The 19,068-nt window shown below is 71.8% G+C and carries 17 protein-coding genes and 1 pseudogene; 9 read left to right on the top strand and 9 right to left on the bottom strand.

Features of this window, described 5'->3' with window-relative positions; all coding sequences use genetic code 11:
* The 4 genes from murJ to AB0J52_RS01995 all read left to right on the top strand — a co-directional run.
* The coding region (gene murJ / locus AB0J52_RS02010; RefSeq protein ID WP_500179678.1) for a murein biosynthesis integral membrane protein MurJ at nucleotides 1–1,733 on the top strand (1,733 nt) is incomplete at its 5' end.
* A 499-nt stretch (nucleotides 1,734–2,232) separates the two neighbouring features.
* Nucleotides 2,233–3,972, top strand: a complete 1,740-nt coding sequence (locus AB0J52_RS02005; protein WP_500179677.1) for a protein kinase family protein — start codon at nucleotides 2,233–2,235, stop codon at nucleotides 3,970–3,972.
* A gap of 220 nt (nucleotides 3,973–4,192) precedes the next feature.
* Nucleotides 4,193–4,816, top strand: a complete 624-nt coding sequence (gene sigM / locus AB0J52_RS02000) for an RNA polymerase sigma factor SigM (RefSeq protein WP_500179676.1) — start codon at nucleotides 4,193–4,195, stop codon at nucleotides 4,814–4,816.
* Nucleotides 4,813–5,589, top strand: coding sequence for an anti-sigma factor family protein (locus AB0J52_RS01995; protein ID WP_500179675.1), 777 nt, complete (start codon nucleotides 4,813–4,815; stop codon nucleotides 5,587–5,589). The genes sigM and AB0J52_RS01995 overlap by 4 nt, the downstream gene beginning before the upstream one ends.
* Nucleotides 5,590–5,967: 378 nt before the next feature.
* On the opposite strand, the gene AB0J52_RS01990 is transcribed toward AB0J52_RS01995, so the two are convergent.
* Nucleotides 5,968–6,543, bottom strand: a complete 576-nt coding sequence (locus AB0J52_RS01990) for a dienelactone hydrolase family protein (protein ID WP_500179674.1) — start codon at nucleotides 6,541–6,543, stop codon at nucleotides 5,968–5,970.
* 169 nt (nucleotides 6,544–6,712) lie between these two features.
* Here AB0J52_RS01990 and trxB point away from each other — a divergent pair, with 169 nt between their 5' ends.
* Together trxB and trxA are read left to right on the top strand one after the other, a co-directional pair.
* Nucleotides 6,713–7,696: a thioredoxin-disulfide reductase gene (trxB, locus tag AB0J52_RS01985; protein ID WP_500179673.1), complete on the top strand. Its 984-nt coding sequence runs from the start codon at nucleotides 6,713–6,715 to the stop codon at nucleotides 7,694–7,696.
* A 46-nt stretch (nucleotides 7,697–7,742) separates the two neighbouring features.
* Entirely contained in the window at nucleotides 7,743–8,057 is a 315-nt protein-coding gene (trxA, locus tag AB0J52_RS01980; protein ID WP_500179672.1) for a thioredoxin, read from the top strand.
* 66 nt (nucleotides 8,058–8,123) lie between these two features.
* Here the strand turns inward: trxA and AB0J52_RS01975 are convergent, their stop codons facing one another.
* Nucleotides 8,124–8,741, bottom strand: a complete 618-nt coding sequence (locus AB0J52_RS01975) for a GNAT family N-acetyltransferase (protein WP_500179671.1) — start codon at nucleotides 8,739–8,741, stop codon at nucleotides 8,124–8,126.
* Nucleotides 8,742–9,817: 1,076 nt separating this feature from the next.
* On the opposite strand from AB0J52_RS01975, the gene AB0J52_RS01970 reads away from it, so the two are divergent.
* Both AB0J52_RS01970 and AB0J52_RS01965 read left to right on the top strand, forming a co-directional pair.
* Entirely contained in the window at nucleotides 9,818–11,050 is a 1,233-nt protein-coding gene (locus tag AB0J52_RS01970) for an aminotransferase-like domain-containing protein (protein ID WP_500179680.1), read from the top strand.
* 269 nt (nucleotides 11,051–11,319) lie between these two features.
* Nucleotides 11,320–12,261, top strand: a complete 942-nt coding sequence (locus tag AB0J52_RS01965; RefSeq protein WP_500179670.1) for a D-alanine--D-alanine ligase family protein — start codon at nucleotides 11,320–11,322, stop codon at nucleotides 12,259–12,261.
* Nucleotides 12,262–12,783: 522 nt separating this feature from the next.
* Here the strand turns inward: AB0J52_RS01965 and AB0J52_RS01960 are convergent.
* The 3 genes from AB0J52_RS01960 to rsmG all read right to left on the bottom strand — a co-directional run bounded on the left by AB0J52_RS01960 (nucleotide 12,784) and on the right by rsmG (nucleotide 15,697).
* A complete protein-coding gene (locus AB0J52_RS01960; RefSeq protein ID WP_500179669.1) occupies nucleotides 12,784–13,782 on the bottom strand; it encodes a ParB/RepB/Spo0J family partition protein in 999 nt (332 codons plus the stop codon).
* Nucleotides 13,779–14,669 (bottom strand): ParA family protein, encoded by an 891-nt coding sequence (locus tag AB0J52_RS01955; RefSeq protein ID WP_500179668.1) that lies wholly within the window; start codon nucleotides 14,667–14,669, stop codon nucleotides 13,779–13,781. Before AB0J52_RS01955 ends, AB0J52_RS01960 begins: the two co-directional genes overlap by 4 nt.
* A 377-nt stretch (nucleotides 14,670–15,046) precedes the next feature.
* Nucleotides 15,047–15,697 (bottom strand): 16S rRNA (guanine(527)-N(7))-methyltransferase RsmG, encoded by a 651-nt coding sequence (rsmG, locus tag AB0J52_RS01950; protein ID WP_500179679.1) that lies wholly within the window; start codon nucleotides 15,695–15,697, stop codon nucleotides 15,047–15,049.
* Between the two features lie 223 nt (nucleotides 15,698–15,920).
* On the opposite strand from rsmG, the gene AB0J52_RS01945 reads away from it, so the two are divergent.
* Nucleotides 15,921–16,424 carry a DUF6458 family protein gene (locus tag AB0J52_RS01945; protein ID WP_500179667.1) on the top strand — a complete coding sequence of 168 codons (504 nt, stop codon included), beginning with the start codon at nucleotides 15,921–15,923 and terminating at the stop codon, nucleotides 16,422–16,424.
* A 334-nt stretch (nucleotides 16,425–16,758) separates the two neighbouring features.
* Here the strand turns inward: AB0J52_RS01945 and AB0J52_RS01940 are convergent, their stop codons facing one another.
* From AB0J52_RS01940 to rnpA, 4 genes and pseudogenes are all read right to left on the bottom strand, one after another.
* Entirely contained in the window at nucleotides 16,759–17,244 is a 486-nt protein-coding gene (locus tag AB0J52_RS01940) for a Jag family protein (RefSeq protein WP_500179666.1), read from the bottom strand.
* A gap of 35 nt (nucleotides 17,245–17,279) precedes the next feature.
* Nucleotides 17,280–18,248, bottom strand: a complete 969-nt coding sequence (gene yidC / locus AB0J52_RS01935) for a membrane protein insertase YidC (RefSeq protein ID WP_500179665.1) — start codon at nucleotides 18,246–18,248, stop codon at nucleotides 17,280–17,282.
* An 88-nt stretch (nucleotides 18,249–18,336) separates the two neighbouring features.
* Nucleotides 18,337–18,627 (bottom strand): annotated as a pseudogene (yidD, locus tag AB0J52_RS01930) (membrane protein insertion efficiency factor YidD); the annotation flags it as partial.
* Nucleotides 18,628–18,734: 107 nt separating this feature from the next.
* The gene (gene rnpA, locus AB0J52_RS01925) at nucleotides 18,735–19,016 is read right to left on the bottom strand and encodes a ribonuclease P protein component (protein WP_500179664.1); all 282 of its coding nucleotides are present in this window, start codon (nucleotides 19,014–19,016) and stop codon (nucleotides 18,735–18,737) included.
* Between the last annotated feature and the right edge of the window lie 52 nt (nucleotides 19,017–19,068).

The raw sequence follows: 19,068 nt of genomic DNA, 5'->3' as shown, positions 1-19,068 counted from the left end.
TGGGCGCGGCCGCTGAGACCGCGCTCGACCTGCCGATCCCGCCCGGGACCGAGGCTCCGGCGGCGCCGGCCGAGACCGGCGGCGGTGACGGCGGAGGCGGCGGGTCGAGCCTGCTGAAGTCGGGCGCCATGATGGCGCTCGGCACGATCGCGTCCCGCGTGACCGGCTTCCTGCGGACGGCGGCGATCGTCGCGGCGCTGTCCAACGGGGCGCTGCTCGGCATCTACAACACCGCCAACACCTTCCCGAACCAGATCTACGACCTGCTGCTCGGCGGCATCCTGACCAGCGTCATCGTGCCGCTGCTGGTCCGCGCCAAGGAGCGTGACAAGGCGTACGGCGAGCAGTACGAGCAGCGCGTGTTCACCCTGGCGGTGCTCGGCCTGGTCGCGCTGTCGGCGGTGGCGATGCTCGCCGCGCCGCTGCTGATCACCCTGTCCGCGCCGTCCTACCACGGCGACGAGCGCAAGATCGCGATCCTGTTCGCGCTGTTCTTCCTGCCGCAGATCCTCTTCTACGGGATCGGCGCGTTCGCCGGCGCGATCCTCAACACCCGCGGCTCGTTCGGCGCGCCCATGTGGGCGCCGGTGCTGAACAACGTCGTCATGATCGCGATCGGCGGGGCGTTCCTGTGGGTGTCGGGCGGCGCGACGGTCGGCGCGTCCACGATCACCGACACCGAGTTCTACCTGCTGGCGATCGGCACCACCGGCGGCATCGTGCTCCAGACGATCGCGCTGTGGCCGTCGCTGCGCCGGGTCGGGTTCCGGTGGCGGCCCAAGCTGAACTTCCAGAAGGGCGAGATCAGCGGCGTCGGGCGGCTCGCGGGCTGGACGCTCCTCTACGTCATGCTGACGCAGGCCGCGTTCACGGTCGTCACGGCCCTGTGCAACAGCGCGGGCACCAAGGCGCACAACGCGGGCGCGGGCGACGTGTACGGGTACGGCTCGTACTCCACCGCGTACATGATCTTCCAGCTCCCGTACGCGATCGTCGCGGTCTCGGTGATCACCGCGCTGCTGCCGCGGATGTCCCGGCACGCCTCCGAGGGCGCGTCCCACCTGGTCCGGGACGACTTCTCGGCCGGGCTGCGGCTCTCCTCGGTGATCATCCTGCCGGCGGCGGCGCTGATGGCGGTGCTCGGCCCGGAGATCTCGGTGGTGCTGTTCGCGCACGGCTCCACCTCGGTGTCGGACGCCGAGGTCATCGGCCGCGTCATGCAGGCGTTCGCGATCGCGCTCGTGCCGTTCTCGATCTACCAGCTGATGATGCGGGTGTTCTACGCGCACAACGACACCCGCACCCCGGCGTTCATCGCGTTCGCCACGGTCGGCACCAACGTCCTCTGCGCGGTCGGCGCGTACTACCTGCTGCCGCCCAAGTGGATCATCGTCGGGATCGCGTCCGGGTTCGCCCTGGCCAACGTCGTCGGCACCATGGTCTGCTGGGTGGTGCTGCGCCGCAAGCTCGGCGGGATGGACGGCCGCCGGGTGATCGGCACCCACCTGAAGCTGCTGGTCGCGCTCTGGCCGCTGATCGGCTTCGCCTACGCGGTGCACGCCGTGGTCGCCGCCGCGCTCGGCCGCGGCCTGCTGCCCGGCCTGCTCGCCCTCGCGGTGGGCAGCGCGGGCGGCGGCGTCCTGTACCTCCTCTTCGCCCGGCTCATGCGCGTGGGCGAGGTCCAGTCCATGCTGACGATGGTCGCGTCCCGCCTCCCCGGCGGCCGCCGCTGAACTCCCCCCGAGCACCACACCAGGCCGCGCCCCCCACCCGGGATGATGCCCCGGGGAGACGGGACGCGGGTGGACGCGTGATACGGACCGGACATAGGGGACGAGACGTGCGCCCACGAGACACAGATCACGCCCCTCCCGGGCGGAGGGCGCGCCCGGCCGGGACACCGTCCAGGTCGCCTGGTGGGCGGGCCATGGGGCGCGCGAGAGGCCCGTGTCCCGCCTTTCCGGACCGGTCCTGCGGGTTCCCGGCCCCGGGTAGCATCCCCGGGTCGCGATTGTCCGCCCGCTTCGCGGGTATCGTCCGCGGATTCGCGGGGAGGCATGGCAAACTCCACGGCACCCGCGCGGATAAGGCGACCGGCAAGCGGGCTAGCCACTACCATGTGGGGGACTACGGCTTGCGGGCTGACACCCTGGGGACTGCAAAGAGGAGGGTCGGAGGCGTAAGCTGCCACGCCACGAACATGGGATCTGACCACCTGCGCTGGACACTGCCGTGAGCACGTCCGTCATCGAGCCCGGCGCCCGCCTGGCGGGCCGTTACCGGCTGGAAGAACGCATCAAGGACTCGGGTGGCTCGTCCCTGTGGAAGGCCATCGACGAGATCCTCGCGCGCGCCGTCGCCGTCCGCACGTTCGAGCCCGGCTTCCCGCGCGTCCACGAGGTCGTCACCGCCGCGCGCGCCGCGTCCCGACTGACCGACCCGCGCCTCACCCAGGTCTTCGACGCCGACGACTCGGGCGAGCGCGCCTACGTGGTCAGCGAGTGGGTCGTCGGCGAGACGCTGGAGCAGATGCTCGCCAAGGCCCCGCTGGAGCCGGGCCGCGCCACCACGCTGCTGTACGAGGCCGCCGAGGCGCTGACCGCCGCGCACGCCGCCGGGCTGGCGCACCTGTGCCTGTCCCCGCGCGACCTGGTCTGGACGACCGGCGGCACGGTCAAGGTGCTCGGCGTCGCGACCGACGCCGTCCTGGCCGACCGCTACTCCGAGACGCCCGCGGGCGTCGACACGCGCGGCCTCGGGTCCATGCTCTACGCGGCGCTGACCGCGTACTGGCCGGGCGAGCCGTCGTGCTCGTCCCTCCCGGCGGCCCCCACCACGGGAGCGTCCGGCTCCGGCGGTCCGAGGACGTCCGGCGCGCACGACAAGGACCTCACCGTCACCACCCCGGACCGGGGCGCCGCCGCCAACGTCACCGCCCCGGACGAACCCCCGGCCCTGCTGGCCCCGCGCCTGGTGCAGGCGGGAGTGCCGTCCGCGGTGGACGACATCGTGTGCCGCAGCCTCGGCCTGCCCGCGCCCGCCAGCGGCCCGAACCCCGAGCCGATCAAGACCCCGGCCGACTTCGCCTCCGCGCTGCGCCGGGTCCCGCGCACTCCGCTGCCGCTGTTCGCCGGGCTCGGCGGCGCGCCGGCGCCCCGTCCGGCCGCGCCCGCGAACGGCAACGCGAACACGACCACCGCGTACCGCCAGCCGCCTCCCACGGCGCAGCCCGCCCAGCCCGCGCCGCGCGCGGCCGCTCCGGCGCGTCCGCTGCGCTCGTCGCCCGCCACGGCCGGCGTGCCGCCGGTCCAGCCGACCGCCCCGGTCGGGCGTCCGAGCCGCCACGGCGCGCCGCGCACGCCCGCCAACCGCGGGCTCATCGGCATCGCCGCCGCCGCCCTGACGGTCGTCGTCGGGCTGAGCGCCTGGGCGCTGTCCAACGGTGACGACTCGAAGAAGGGCACCGGGCAGCAGGGCGGCGTCGCCGGACACGGCCAGACGTCCTCGCCGTCCGAACCCGCCTCGACCACGCTCAAGCCGGTCGGCGTCGACTCGCTGGAGGACTCCCGCGGCGACACCGACCACCAGATCGGCAAGAACCTGGAGGTCCTGCTGAAGGGCGGCGGCCACGGCCGGTCCTGGCAGAGCGCGGGGTACCACGGCGAGAACTTCGGGAAGCTGAAGAACGGCCTCGGCGTCGTCTTCGACATGGGCCGCAAGGTGAAGGTCGACAGCGTCCGGGTCGACACCGCGGGCGTTTCGGGCGCGCCGGTCGAGCTCCGCGTCGGCGATTCCAAGTCCCTCGGCTCCCTGCGCGTCATCGGGAAGGCGTCCTCGCAGAGCAGTACGTTCCCGATCAAGGCGGAGAAGGCCGGAACCGGGCAGTATGTCTGCATTTGGTTTACCACGCCCGTTCCCGATGGCTTCAAGGCGAAGTTGAGCGAGGTCACGATCCTGGGTTCCGCCGGTTAACGCGCCGGGCGGAGCACCGGAGCGCGGGCCGGAACACGGTCGGCACCGGTAACGATGGGGTGGCGATCGCGTCCGCGCGATTCCGGGTTGTGCCGTTGAGCGGGGTCTCTCGGTATCGTTCCTGTGAGCAGAATGTCCCCTCCCCCCAGGAATCTGTGGTGTCTTCCTCAGCAGGCGCGGCCGCTCCCGGTCTTCCGGTGACCTCCGAAGGCGTGCGGTCATGGCCTCGGTGAGCACGCCGCGCGTGGACGAGGTTCCGGACAAGGAGCTGCTCGCCCGGCACGCCCAGGGGGACCCGCACGCCTTCGCCGAGCTGGTGCACCGCCACCGGGACCGCATGTGGGCCGTCGCGCTGCGCACCCTGGGCGACCCCGACGAGGCCGCCGACGCCCTCCAGGACGCCTGCCTCTCGGCGTTCCGCGCCGCCGGCCGGTTCCGGGGCGACGCCGCCGTCACGACCTGGCTGCACCGCATCGTGGTGAACGCCTGCCTGGACCGGATCCGCCGCCGCTCGGTGCGTCCGGCCACGCCCATGGGGGACGACGCGACCTTCGACGCCGTCGCGCCCAAGATGCCCGACCCCACCGACGCGCACGGGATCTCCCTGGACGTCCGGCAGGCCCTCGCGCACCTGCCCTACGAGCAGCGCGCGGCCCTCGTCCTCGTGGACATGATGGGATATTCGGTGGACGACGCGGCGGCCGTCCTGGAGGTCCCACCTGGGACGATCAAGTCCCGGTGCGCCCGCGGGCGGGCGAGGCTCGCGCCACTTCTGCGCCAGCATCGGAACCGAAGGGACGCGCGGAACGTCGGAGGTGTGGAAGGAGGTGGCGCACCCCGATGATCACCCCGCACCTCGACTACGACACCCTGGCCGATCTCGCCGAGGGACTACTCGAAGACGACCGGGCCGCCTCCGCCAACGCGCACCTCGACACCTGCGCCGAATGCCGGGACCGCTCCGCCGACCTTGCGGACGTCTCCCGGATCCTGGCGGAGGCGCCTCTCCCGCCCATGCCCGCCGAGCTGGCCGAGCGGATCGACTCCGCCCTGGCCGCCGAGTCGCTGCACACGGCCACCGTGGTCAGCCTCGAGCAGCGGCGCAAGCAGCGGCACTGGCGGGTCCTGTCGGCCGCCGCTGCCGCGGTGGTCGTGCTCGGCGGCGGAACGGCGGTCGGAACGGCCATCCTGCGCGGCGGCGGTTCGCATGACGGCACTGTCACCAACAACGTCCCGCCGGTCAGCGACCCGTCCGGGCCCAAGCACACCTACGTCTCCGGCGGCGCCGCGCCCGCCCCGGCCGGCGGCTACCAGATCGTCTCGACCGGCACCGACTACCGCGCGGCCTCGCTCGGCCCCCAGCTGAAGCGAGCGGTCGGCGAACACGCGGGGAGCCAGACGCTCCAGGGCTCGCAGACGGCCGTCCAGGAGTGCGTGGCGGCCGTGGCCAAGACCGTCCGGCCCGTGCTGGTCGACCAGGCGAGCTACGACGGCGCGCCCGCCGTGGTCATCGCCCTGCCCGGCCCGTCGAGCGGACGGTACGACGTGTGGATCGTCCACCCGGACTGCACGCCGCAGAATCAGCGGCTGATCAGCCACACCCAGGTGGCCGGCTGAGTTGTCACAGACTCGGCCCACTTCGCTCGCCCAGGGGCTCGCTACGTGACCGGGTCTGGGCGAACGCGGCATCGCTTCGCGATCTGCCCGGTTGCGCTCGCCTTCGGCATCGCTGCACCGGGCAGGTCACGCGTTCGCGCGCGTGGCTGAGGTTGCTGCGGGCTAGGCCCGCTCCTTGGCACCAAGAGGACGACGGCCGTCCGGTTTTCGGACGGCCGTCGTTTCGTGTTCACTGACGGTGCTTCGAGGGGCGATTTTCGGCTTCTCCAGACGTCTCTCAGAGGGATCTGGAGAAGCGGAGGTCGCGGTCGGCTCTCACGAGCCGTCCTTAGGATCGTTCTCAGCGAAGCGTTTCGGGGCCGATTTCAGAGCTTCCGCTCAGAGTTCCTTCAGGAAGTCCTCGGCGATCTCCCAGGCGCGTTCGGCGGACTCGGCGTCGAAGTCGGACAGCTCGGGGTCGGTGAACAGATGCCCCGCTCCCGGATAGCGGAAGACCTCGACGTCGGCGCCCGCGCGACGCATGCGCAGATACCACGCGTTCTGCCAGTCGACCGGCTCGTAGGTGTCGGGATCGGCCACGTGGAGCTGGACCGGCAGGTCCGGCGCGGAGGCGTCGTCCGCCATGTCGGACGTTCCGTGCATCAGGAGCAGGCCCCGCGTGTTCTCGTCCGCCAGCGCGAGGTTCTGGGCGAGCGCGCCGCCCAGGGAGAAGCCCGCGTAGACGATGCCCTCCGGCCCGGACAGCGGCGCCGCCGCGGTGACGGCGCGCTTGAGGAGTTCGTCCCGCCCGATCTCCTCCTTGATCTCGATCGCCTCGTCCGGGTCGTCCACGACACGCCCGTCGTACAGGTCCGGGACGTGCACCTCGTGCCCGCGTGCCCGCAACCGGTCGGCGGCCTGGTGGACGGCGGGCCGCAGCCCGTACATGGAGTGCAGGAGAAGAATCCGCGCCATGTGGGCAAGCTTATGTCCAGCCCGCCCCCGCCCCGGGACGGCCGGGAATCATCGGGCCCTAGGATCGGTTGACGCGACTGGCGGTCCGGAACGGCTCCGGGAATCCCGAGAACGGCCCGGCGTCCCCGCCCCTCCGGTACCGAAGGCCCTCGAGAAAGGCACTGAGACAGTGAGCGACGACGTCCGCAACGTCATCATCATCGGGTCCGGCCCCGCCGGCTACACGGCCGCGGTCTACGCCGCCCGTGGCGACCTGAAGCCGCTGGTCTTCGAGGGCTCGGTCACCGCCGGCGGCGCGCTGATGAACACCACCGACGTGGAGAACTACCCCGGCTTCGCGGACGGGATCATGGGCCCCGACCTGATGGACGGCATGCGCAAGCAGGCCGAGCGGTTCGGCGCCGAGCTGATCACCGACGACGTCACCGAGGTCGACCTCACCTCCGACCCGAAGATCGTCAAGGTCGGCGACGACGTGTACCGCGCGCACGCGGTGATCGTCGCGACCGGTTCGCAGCACCGCAAGCTGGGCCTGCCCCGCGAGGACGCGCTGTCCGGACGCGGCGTCTCCTGGTGCGCCACCTGCGACGGCTTCTTCTTCCGCGACCAGGACATCGCGGTCGTCGGCGGCGGCGACACCGCCATGGAGGAGGCCATCTTCCTGACCAAGTTCGCCCGCACGGTCACCGTGGTGCACCGCCGCGACGAGCTGCGCGCCAGCCGCATCATGCAGGACCGCGCGTTCAACAACGACAAGATCCGCTTCGCCTGGGACAGCGAGGTCACCGCCCTGCACGGCGAGGACAAGCTGAGCGGCGTCCGGCTGCGCAACGTCAAGACCGGCGCCGAGGAGGACCTCGCGGTCACCGGCCTGTTCATCGCGATCGGCCACGACCCGCGCAGCGACCTGTTCACCGGCCAGCTCGACACCGACGACGAGGGCTACCTGGTGGTCGACGCCCCGACCACCCGCACCAACCTGCCCGGCGTGTTCGCGTCCGGCGACGTCGTCGACCACACCTACCGGCAGGCGATCACCGCCGCCGGCACCGGCTGCGCCGCCGCGATCGACGCCGAGCGCTGGCTGCAGGACCAGGGCGAGGCCGACACCGTCCCGCAGACCGACCCGGCCGTCCTCGCCGGCGAGGGCTGACCGGCGCCCGCAGGCCGCCCGGTGTACGAGAACCAAGGGAGACTCCATGGATGCCGTGACCGACAAGGACTTCGACACCGCCGTCCTCGGCAGCGACAAGCCGGTGCTGGTCGACTTCTGGGCCGAGTGGTGCGGTCCGTGCCGGCTGGTCGGACCGGTCCTGGAGGAGATCTCCGCGGAGCACGGGGAGAAGCTCAAGATCGTCAAGATGAACATCGACGAGAACCCGAAGATCCCCGCCCAGTACGGCGTCATGCAGATCCCGACCCTGAACGTCTACAAGGGCGGTGAGGTCGTGAAGCAGATCATGGGCGCCAAGCCCAAGGCCGCGCTGCTCCGCGACCTCGCCGAGTTCCTGTAACGCCCGGCGTCCCGAAGGCCCCGCCTCCCCTTGGAGGCGGGGCCTTCGCGCGTCTCTCAGCGCCCCTCACACGGGACGCAGCATCCCCTCGGGGGTCATGGAGCCGAGCAGGCGTTCCAACGCCATCTCGACGTCCTCACGCCACGACAGGGCTGACTTCAGTTCCAGCCGGAGCCGCGGATACCGGTGATGCGGCCGGACGGTCTTGAATCCGACCGAGAGCAGGTAGTCGGCGGGGACCATGCAGCTCCCCTCCTCGCCCTTGAGGTCGCCGAACGCCTCGATCGCCTTCACCCCGCGCCGGACGAGGTCCTTCGCGACCCCCTGCACGAGCATCCGCCCGAGCCCTCCCCCGGCGAACTCCGGGACGATGTGCGCGGTCATCAGCAGCACCGCGTCCGCGCTCACCGGACTGGTCGGGAACGAGATCGACCGCGGCACGTACAGCGGCGGCGCGAACGAGACGAACCCGGCCGGAACGTCGTCGACATAGGCGATCTTTCCGCAGGACCCCCACTCCAGCAGTGTGGACGAGACCCAGGCCTCCTTCTCCAGCCCCGGGTCCCCCGCCTTCACCGCCCGGTCGAGGCCCACGGGGTCGAGCTCCCAGAACACGCACCCACGGCACCGGCGCGGAAGATCATCCAGGTTGTCCAGCGTGATGTTGACCAGACGACGCGACACCGACCCGGCACCCCCGTTCCCGGCGACCACCAATCCCCGGCATCGTAACGAACCCCTCCCACCCAAACCCGATTTGCCGCCCAGCCCCGTCGCCGAGCCAGTCCCCTCCCGCCAGGACCCAAGCCCTCCGAGCCCCTCCCCAGCAAGAAACCCGCCCCAGAGCTGGAATCCCGTACCCCGCCGCCCCGCCCCAGCCCCGCAGAACCAAGCCTTGGCCGACCCCTGCCGTCCCTTGAGCAGCCAGGAGCAGACAATGGCCTGGAACCGGTGCGCCGACCTGGGAAGCCCTCCGGGACGTCGAGGGCTTGGGTGGCGTGGACTGGCCGAAGGATCGGCGGGTGTGCGGCCGCTACGGCTGGGAGGTGGGTGGGCGCCCGGGCTGCGGGGCTCGTCCGTCGCCAGGCGCGCGCCGTTCTGTGGCCACGCCCCCGCCCGGGAGGTGTGTCTCGCCGGTCAGCGCCGCCGCTGGCGGCGGCTGGTCCGGCGCGGCTGGACGCAGACGACGGGGCCGTCCGCCGCGTCCGCCGGCGTCCGCGTCGCTGCGCGTCGCCTCGGTAAGGGCCTTGTGGACGGCCAACCAAGATGCCGACCGCGGCCGCGATGCGGATGGTCGCCCCGGGCGATGTGGATGGTCCGCCCACGGGCGGGGTGGATGGTCGCCCCGGGCGGCGTGGACGCTCGCCCCGGGGCGGGGTGGACGGTCGCCCCGGGCGGGTGGATGGTCGCCCCGGGTGCTGTGGGTGGTTGCCGTGGGTGATGTGGATGGTCGCCCCGAGCGGGGTGGATGGTCCCCGGGGCAGGGTGGATGGTCCCCGGGGCGGGGTGGATGGTCGCCCGGGGCGGGGTGGATGGTCGCCCGGGGTGGCGGGGTGAGATGGGACGGGGCGGGGCGTTGAGGCATGGCTCGGTTGGGGGGTGTGGGGTGACCCGGTCGTGGGAGATGCGGGGGGTTCTCCGGATCGGGGCGGGATGGATGCCGTAGTTTGCTGGGACATCCGATCCCCTGGAGGTGGCTCGTGGAGCAGCACTCGCGTTCAGATGCCTACACCGATCGCTATGCCGACCGCGCCGCCGGGATGGTGCCGTCGGAGATCCGGGCCCTGTTCGCGGTCGCCTCGCGGCCCGAGGTCGTCTCCCTGGCCGGGGGGATGCCGTACGTCTCGGCGCTGCCCCTGGACGAGTTCGGCGGGATGGTCGGGGACCTGATCGCGCGCAACGGGGCCGAGGCGCTCCAGTACGCCTCCGCGCAGGGGGATCCGCGATTGCGCGAGCAGATCTGCGAGGTCATGGCGCTGGAGGGCGTCCAGGCGTGCGCCGACGACGTGATCGTCACGGTCGGCGCCCAGCAGGCGCTCGACCTCATCACGCGGATCTTCGTGAACCCCGGCGACGTCGTCCTCGCGGAAGGGCCGTCCTACGTCGGCGCGCTGGGGACCTTCGCCTCGTACGAGGCGGACGTCGTGCACGTCGCGATGGACGAGAACGGGCTCGTCCCGGAGGCGCTCGAGGAGACGCTGGCGCGTCTCCGGCGGGACGGACGCACGGTCAAGTTCCTCTACACCGTGCCCACGTTCCAGAACCCCGCGGGCGTGACGCTGTCCGCGCCTCGCCGCGCGCGTCTGCTGGAGATCGCGGCCGAGTACGACATCCTCATCATCGAGGACAACCCGTACGGGCTCCTCGGCTTCGACGGCGAGCCCATGCGGGCGCTGCGCGCCGACGACTCCGAGCGCGTGATCTACCTCGGCACGTTCTCCAAGACGATCGCGTCCGGGCTGCGGGTGGGCTGGGCGCTCGCCCCGCACGCCGTGCGCGCCAAGCTCGTCCTCGCGGCCGAGTCGGCGGTGCTCTGCCACTCCAGCTTCTCCCAGCTGGCCGTCCGGGAGTACCTGGCCACGCAGCCCTGGCGCGAGCAGATCAAGGAGTTCCGCCAGCTCTACCGGGATCGCCGCGACGCCATGCTGGACGCCTTGCAGACGCTGATGCCCGAGGGGTGCACCTGGACGCGCCCGGCGGGCGGATTCTTCGTCTGGCTCACCCTCCCTGAAGGTCTGGACGCCAAGGCCATGGCTCCGCGCGCCATCGCCGAGCGCGTCGCGTACGTCCCGGGCACCGGCTTCTACGCCGACGGCAACGGCCGGCGCGACATGCGCATCTCGTACTGCTACCCCGAGCCGGACCGCATTCGCGAAGGCGTCCGCCGCCTGGCCGGTGTCATCGAGAACGAGCTGCGCACCCGCGACACCTTCGGCGGCGTCGGGCACAGCGGTTCCTCCGGCGTGGACACGCCCGGCCCCGAAGTCGTCTGATTGGCACCCCTCCTCTGGTTCGATCCCTCCGCGCCCCCCGCCTGCCACGGCGGGGGGCGCGGCTTTTCTCTGAGGCCTCCGCCTCGGTGATCACGCTGTCGCCCCTCGATCCCTCCCATACGTCCATGGTCGAGGAGCGGAAGAGGCAACGAAAGCCGAAGCGCGATCTGTGGATAACCCGCCGACACCCCGCCCCGTTTCACGTGAAACGGCGCTTGCCCCCATGATGGGTGCCGTCCGACCAGCTCACCCGCACCGAAGGAACCGCAGTGGAATTCGCTCACGTCGTCGTGCTCGCCGGAGGACTCTCCTACGAGCGCGAGGTCTCACTGCGCTCGGGCCGCCGCGTCGCGGACGCGCTGCGCGCCCTGGACATCCCGGTGGAGCTCCGGGACGCCGACGCCCACCTGCTCGACCGCCTCGCCGCGGACCCCCCGGACGTCGTCTTCCCCGTTCTGCACGGGGCCATGGGCGAGGACGGCGCGATCCGCGACATCCTCGAACTGGTCGGCGTCCCCTACGTCGGCGCCCGCCCGGACGCCTGCCGGGTCGCCTGGGACAAGCCCACCGCGAAATCCGTCGTGGCGCACGCCGGGGTGAACACGCCCGCCTCGGTCGCCCTCCCCAAGGAGCTCTTCCACGACCTTGGAGCCGCCGCCGTCCTCGACCTGATCGTCACCCGCCTGGGTCTGCCGCTCTTCGTGAAGCCCACACGCGGCGGCTCCGCGCTCGGCGCCTCCGCCGTCCACAAGGCCGAGGACCTCACCGCCGCGCTGGTCGCGTGCTTCGCCTACGGCGACGCGGCCCTCGTCGAACGGTACGTGGCCGGCACCGAGGTCGCCGTCAGCGTCATCGACGGTCCGGACGGCCCGCGCGCTCTCCCCGCCGTTGAGGTCGTCACCCCGAACGGCCGCTACGACTACACGGCCCGCTACGACGCGGGAGACACCGAGTTCGTAGTCCCCGCTCGCCTCACCCCCGAGGCCGCCGATCACGCCACCCGCGCGGCCCTCACCGCCCACCGCGCCCTGGGCCTCCGCGACCTCTCCCGCACCGACCTGATCGTGGACGCGGCGGGCGAGGTCCACTTCCTCGAAGTCAACGTGGCCCCCGGCATGACCGAGACCAGCCTCCTCCCCCGCGCCGTCGCCGCCGCCGGCCTCGACCTCGGCCCCCTCTGCGAAACCCTCCTCCGCCGCCGTTTCACGTGAAACAAGCCCCCCCGCCTCAACCAAACCATCACCGCGCCAGCCAAATCGACGCTGCTCTGCCACTGGCACCCGGCCCCCAGGAACTCCGTCCAGCGAAGGGCGCGGCGCCCAGGCGGTGACAACCCAGTGAACTCGGCGCGGGGCCTTCGCTCCGGATTGCCTCATGGCACCTTCTGTCCGGGCACTCCGCAACAGGCGTTGAGGGCATGACGGCGTGGCGTTTCACGTGAAACACCGCGTCCCTGCCCGGCCAGCCAGTCCGTCCAGCGGGGATCAAAGGTGAGCCTCAAGTGCCGGGCATAGCCTCCGAGGCGGGCAGCCAGGGGGACGTAGGCCAGAAGTAGGAAGCTAGGCCTGGAGCTCAGTTCACCAGAGGTGGGATGGGCCGAAAGGGGTGGGAAGACTTGGAGGTCCAGGCCCGAACAACCGGCAGGAGCGAAGCTCCAGAAGGGCTTCGAGGCGCGGGGCTGGAACAGGAAACGCCCGCCTCGGTGGGTGAGGCGGGCGTTGCGGGGAGGAAGGTCAGTCGTCCTCGACGCCCTTGTCTCCTGGGGCCATCGACTGGATGATGCGGTCGAGGTCCTCCAGGGTGGCGAACTCGACCACGATCTTGCCCTTGCTGCGGCCCATGTCCACCCGGACGCGGGTCTCGTAGCGGTCCGAGAGGCGGTCGGCGAGCTCCTGGAGCTCCGGGACCACCGAACGCTTGCCCCGGGTGCGGGGCGCCTTCGGCTCCTCGTCCGCCTCGCGCATGGCGATGATCTCTTCGACCGCGCGCACCGAGAGGCCTTCGGCGACGATGCGCTGGGCCAGCCGGTCCTGCGCCTCGGCGCCGTCCAGGGACAGCAGCGCCCGAGCATGGCCGGCCGACAGGACGCCCGCGGCCACCCGCCGCTGGACGTTCGGCGGCAGGTTCAGCAGGCGCAGGGTGTTGGTGATATGCGGACGGGACCGTCCGATGCGGCTGGCGAGCTGCTCGTGGGTGGCGCCGAAGTCCTCCAGGAGCTGCTGGTAGGCGGCGGCCTCCTCCAGCGGGTTGAGCTGCTGCCGGTGCAGGTTCTCCAGGAGGGCGTCGCGGAGCATCGCGTCGTCGCCGGTGTCCCGGACGATCGCGGGGACCGCGTCGAGCCCGGCCAGCTGGGCGGCGCGCCACCGGCGCTCGCCCATGATCAGCTCGTACTCGTGCTCGGTGCCGTCCTGGACGCGCCGGACGACGATCGGCTGGAGCAGGCCGACGATGGCGATCGACTCGGACAGCTCGCGCAGCGCCTCGTCGTCGAAGTGCTCCCGCGGCTGGCGCGGGTTCGGGCGGATCAGGCGCGGCGGGAGCTCGGCGAAGTGCGCGCCGGCGACCGACTGGGCCTCGGGGTACGCGCCTCCGGCGGAGGCGTCCCGTCCGGTGGACGGGGAGCCGGCGTGGCCCGTGGCGGCGGCGGACGGGTCGTCGGCCGGGGGCGGCGGCGGAGCGGTCGGGATGAGGGCGCCGAGCCCGCGCCCCAGGCCGCGCGGCTGCTTGCTCACTGAGCGGCCTCCACCCAGCGGTGCGCCATCTCCGAGGCGGCCTCGCTGTAGGCGAGCGCGCCGCTGGAGCCGGGGTCATAGGTGATCACGGACTGCCCGTAGCTGGGGGCCTCGGAGACCCGGACGCTGCGCGGGATGACCGTGTTCAGCACGACGTCCCCGAAGTGGGCGCGGACGTCGTCGGCGACCTGCGCGGCGAGCCGCGTCCGGGCGTCGTACATCGTCAGGACGATCGTGGAGATGTTCACCTTCGGGTTCAGGTGCGCCTTGACCAGGTCCACGGTGCGGACGAGCTGCCCGAGGCCCTCCAGCGCGTAGTACTCGCACTGGATCGGGATCAGCAGCTCGTCCCCGCCGACCAGCGCGTTCACCGTGAGCAGCCCGAGCGACGGCGGGCAGTCGATGAGCACGTAGTCGAAGCCGTCGGTGTCGTAGGCGTCCAGCGCGCGGCGCAGCCGGGACTCGCGGGCCACCTTGGAGACCAGTTCGATCTCCGCGCCCGCGAGGTTCAGCGTGGCCGGGGCGCAGTACAGGTTCGGGATCTCCGGCGCGGGGACGACGATGTCGGCCAGCGGCGTGTCCTCGATCAGCACGTCGTAGATGGACGGGATGTCCGCGTGGTGGTCCACGCCGAGGGCGGTCGAGGCGTTGCCCTGCGGGTCCAGGTCGACGACCAGGACGCGGGCGCCGTGCATGGCCAGCGAGGCGGCGATGTTCACCGACGTGGTCGTCTTGCCCACGCCGCCCTTCTGGTTGGCGACCGAGATGATCCGGCAGCGGCCGGGCCGGGGCCATTCGGCGTCCCGGCGGCCCGTCCCCGGTCTCACCTTGAGCGCGGTCGCGGCGGTTTCATGTGAAACCTTGGCGTCCTTCAGCGCCTCGCGCACGAGTTCTGACTCCCCCTGAGTGTGTCCCTGCCGCGGGGCGGGCAGCGTGGCGCCGCCTCCGGCCGGGACGTACCCGACGTTCTCCGCGGTTCCGGACGTCGTGTTTCCCCACATCGCGTGGCCCGAGGGGGCGGATCCGCCGCCCTCCTGCGCCTGACCGCCCTCCGCGGGGCGCGGCACCTCGGGCCGGTGGCCCGTGCCCGCAGGGTCGGCGGCGGCCGCGGCGGGCCGTCCGGCCTGGTGGGCTCCGGGACCGGACCGGTCGTCTGGACGTTCCGGCGCATCGGCCTGACCGGGAAGGCGCCCCGCGGGTGCGGCACCCTGCTCGTCAGCGGATTCGTCGGGGCTGCCAGAGCGGCCCGGTACCGGTCCCGTGCTCATGAAGACCTCTTCTTCGACCCTTTTGCGGGACGCGGCGCGCGTTCGGCCACCACCCGGACAAGCGTTGTCGGCGGCTCGACCTTACCTTGTCCGACTTGGAGTAGTTCAGTGGTCCGCACACCGAATCGCTTGAGCACCGGCGCGGCCTCCTCGATCTCCGCCGCGGCCCGCTCGCCCTTCATCGCCAGCAGCTCACCGCCGGGTCGCAGCAGGGGGAGCGCCCAGCGCGCCAGCCGTTCCAGCGGGGCGACGGCACGGGCGGTCGCCACGTCCATGGAGAACTCCTTGACGACCTCCTCGGCACGGCCGCGGCGGACCTCGACGTTCTCGAGTCCGAGCAGCTCGACGGCCTCGTTCAGGAAGTTCGTCCGGCGCAGCAGCGGCTCCAGCAGCGTGATCGACAGATCCGGGCGGACGATCGCGAGCACGATGCCCGGAAGTCCCGCCCCGGAGCCGATGTCGACGACCCTGGCGTTCTCCGGGACGGCCTCGGCGACCACCGCGCAGTTGATCAGATGCCGTTCCCACAGCCGGTCGGCCTCGCGCGGGCCGATCAGCCCGCGCTCCACCCCCGCGCCGGCGAGGAACTCCGCGTAGCGTTCCGCGATCGGCAGCGCGTCACCGAATACCTCACTTGCAATCCCCACCAGACGAATCGTTCCACAAAAACCGGCGGTGGCGTACCGGGTGGCCGCCGCCACGCCAGGTCACCCCTGCCAAGGACACCGCCACGACCCACCGCAGAACCCCCCGAACCGCCGGGCCGAGGACGCGGAAAGCCCAGTGGGCACGGGCGGGAAGGCATATTCGGCGTCAGCCGGGTAGGTGGGAGGGCGGCGCTGTCACTCGCGACGGGAGGAGCACTGAGAGATGGGAATCGGTGTCAGTCTGGCCTTCATCGCGCTGGGGATGATCCTCGCCTTCGCGGTGCGGGTCGACCTCAGCGGTCTGGACATTCACCTCGTCGGCTGGATCCTGATCCTGGTCGGCCTGATCAGCATGGTCTTCACCTACACCTACACGCGGCCGCGGCGGCGGTCGCAGCAGATCATGGGCGCGGACCCCGGCTACGACGTCGAACCGGACCGGGCGATCGTCGAGGAGCACGTGGTGGAGCGTCCCGAGGAGCCGCGCGTCGTCGAGCGCGTCGTGGAGCGTCCCGCCGAGGAGCCCAAGGTCGTCGAACGTGTGATCGAGCGTCCGGTCTCCGGCGACGTCAGCCCGAGCGACTACGCCGCCCCGCCCCCGGCCGCGCAGGACCCGGCGCTGGCGAACGACCCGGCGATCGCGAACGACCCCGCCCTGGCGAACGACCCGGCCGCCGCCAACCCGCCGCCGGCGGCCCCCCGCCGCCGCGCTCCGCACCAGCGCTGAGGCGAATCCCCCGGACGAGTGAACGTGGGCGTGCGGTCACTTGGTCGGCTCGGCCGTTCCGGCGGCCATGACCGTCCGCGCCGCAGAGAAAAGCCAGGCCGGAGAGGAGCGTCGGTCATCCGGACCGCGCCAGACGGTTGACCCCGCTCATCGCGGTTACCACGGAACCACCGCCGAACCGCGACGGCGAACGGCTCCGACAAGAACATCGGAGCCGCCCGACAAACAGCGAACCGCCTGTCCATCCCGTTCTCACGGGGCGGGCAGGCGGTTCGCTGTGAACTCGCGCGGCGCGGGACCTGAGCCTGATCGGGCCAAGCCCCAGGCCGGGAACCTACGCGGGGTGGACGACGACGTAGCGCTCGGGCTCCTCGCCCTCCGACTCGCTGCGCAGCCCGGCGGCGGCAACCGCGTCGTGCACGATCTTGCGCTCGAACGGGGTCATCGGCGCCAGCGGCTTGGCCACCCCGGCCTGCTTGACCTCGGCCGAGATCTCCTGGCCCAGCTTGGTCAGCTCGGCGCGCCGGCGCTCCCGGTAGCCGCCGATGTCGAGCATCAGCCGGCTGCGCTCGCCGGTCTGGCGGTGCACGGCGAGCCGGGTGAGCTCCTGGAGCGCCTCCAGCACCTCGCCGCGCTTGCCGACCAGCTCGTCCAGGGACGCGCCGACGACCGCGACGACCGCGCGCTCGCCCTCGACGTCCATGTCGATGTCGCCGTCGAAGTCACCGATGTCCAGCAGGCCCTCGATGTAGTCGGCGGCGATCTCGCCTTCCTGCTCGAGCGCCTGGACGTCGACCTCGGTGGTGTCGGTCTGGCTCACGGGATCTCCTTCTTCGGCACGGACCGGGGTCAAAACTAGCGCTTCTGGGAGCCGCTGCGCTTGCTGCGCGGCTTACGCGTCGGCTGGTTGCGGACGGCCTTGGGCGCCGCGGCGGCGTCGGACGCGTCCGAGCCCTCGGTGCCCGACGCGGCGGACGCGCCGGACGCGCCGGCGCCCTTCTTGGCCTTGGCTCCGGCGGCCGCCGGGGTCTTGGCGCCCTCCTTGGCCTTCTCGAGCGCCTCGGGCGACTGGTAGCGCTTGTAGATGTAGTGCGACTGCGCCAGCGTCCAGGAGTTGGACGTCACCCAGTACATGAGCACGCCCAGCGGGAACCCGAGGCCGAACAGGCCGAACGCGGGGGCCAGGAAGACCATCATCTTCTGGGCCTGCATCATCGGGTTGTTCTCGTCCGCCATCGGCGTCTGGCGCTTCATGCTGGCGCGGACGGTGAAGAACGTGGTGACGGACGAGATGACGACCGCGGCGCCGGTGATGATCAGCGCGTTCCAGCTCTTGGGGCTGTGGCTCCAGGCGTTGAGGAACGTGTCGGAGATGTGCGACCCGAAGATCGGCGCGTTCTGCGCGCTGTGCACCAGGTCCGGCGACATCTTGAAGACGCCGTGGCCCGGCTTGGCGTCCGAGATGCGCTTGAGCACCTGGAAGAGGCCGATGAACACCGGCATCTGCACCAGGAGCGGCAGGCAGCCCGACAGCGGGTTGGCGCCGTTCTCCTGGTAGAGCTTCATGACCTCCTGGTTGAGGCGCTGCTTGTCGTTCTTGTACTTCTTGCGAAGCGCCTGGACCTTCGGGTTGAGCTCCTGCATCTTCCGGGACGCGTGGATCTGCTTGACGAACAGCGGAACCAGGAGCAGCCGCAGCAGGACGGTCAGCAGGATGATCGAGCCTGCCCAGGCCCACCCGCTGTCCTTCGGGAAGACCACGCTCAGTGCGGAGTGAATCCACACGATGAGCTGGGAGACGATCGTGTACAACCAGTCAAGCACCGGGCAGCTCCTTGGGCTCTGCTGGGGCGGGGCCGCTCTGCTCGCGGCCGGAGGTCTTCGGGGGTTCCGCGGCCTGGGCGCGCGGGCCGCCGTCAGCGGGACGCCGGGCGGCGCCGTCCGCGGACGGCCCCCCGGAGTCCGCGTCGGGGGCGGAGGCGCGGTCGCGGCGCGGCGGAACCGGGTCGTAACCGCCGGGGTTGAACGGGTGGCACCGGGCGATCCGGCGCACCGTCAGCCAGGAGCCGCGCAGCGCGCCGTGCTCCTGGAGGGCCTTCAGCCCGTAGGCGCTGCAGGTGGGCTGGAACCGGCACTGCTGCCCGAGCAGGGGGCTCAGGAAGCGGCGGTAGCCGCGGACGAGCAGGATCAGGACGGCGGCCACCGGCCCCGGGCGCGGCGCCGTGCCCCGCTCACCCGGATCGACCGGGGAGTCCGCGCGGTCGGGTCCGACCGGGGAGTCCGCGGGCTGCGCACCCGCCGGTCCGCTCGTCATGTCCGTCCCTTGGAGGTCTGCCGCAGCACCCGGTCGAGGGCGGAATCGAGATCCGCGGCCAGTTCGTCACCGCGCGCCACCCCCGCTGCGGGGTTGGCGCGCACTACGAGCAGGCTACCCTCCGGAAGTCGGTCGAGGCGCGCACGCACGAGGTGCCGCAGCCTGCGCCGCACCTGGTTCCGGACGACGGCGTTCCCGACCGTCCGGGCCACGATGAACCCGACCAGGGCGGGCTCCTCGCGTCCGGTCGCTCCGGATTCGCGGGGGACATGACGCATTGCGCCGTCTCCGCGCTCGTTGTCCACATTCATGGAAACGACCGAAGGGGAC

Origin of the sequence: Spirillospora sp. NPDC049652, from assembly GCF_040675125.1 — a bacterium.
Taxonomy (GTDB): Bacteria; Actinomycetota; Actinomycetes; order Streptosporangiales; family Streptosporangiaceae; genus Spirillospora.
Note: the sequence above shows the minus strand (reverse complement) of the source record. Positions and strands in the feature narration are given on the sequence as shown.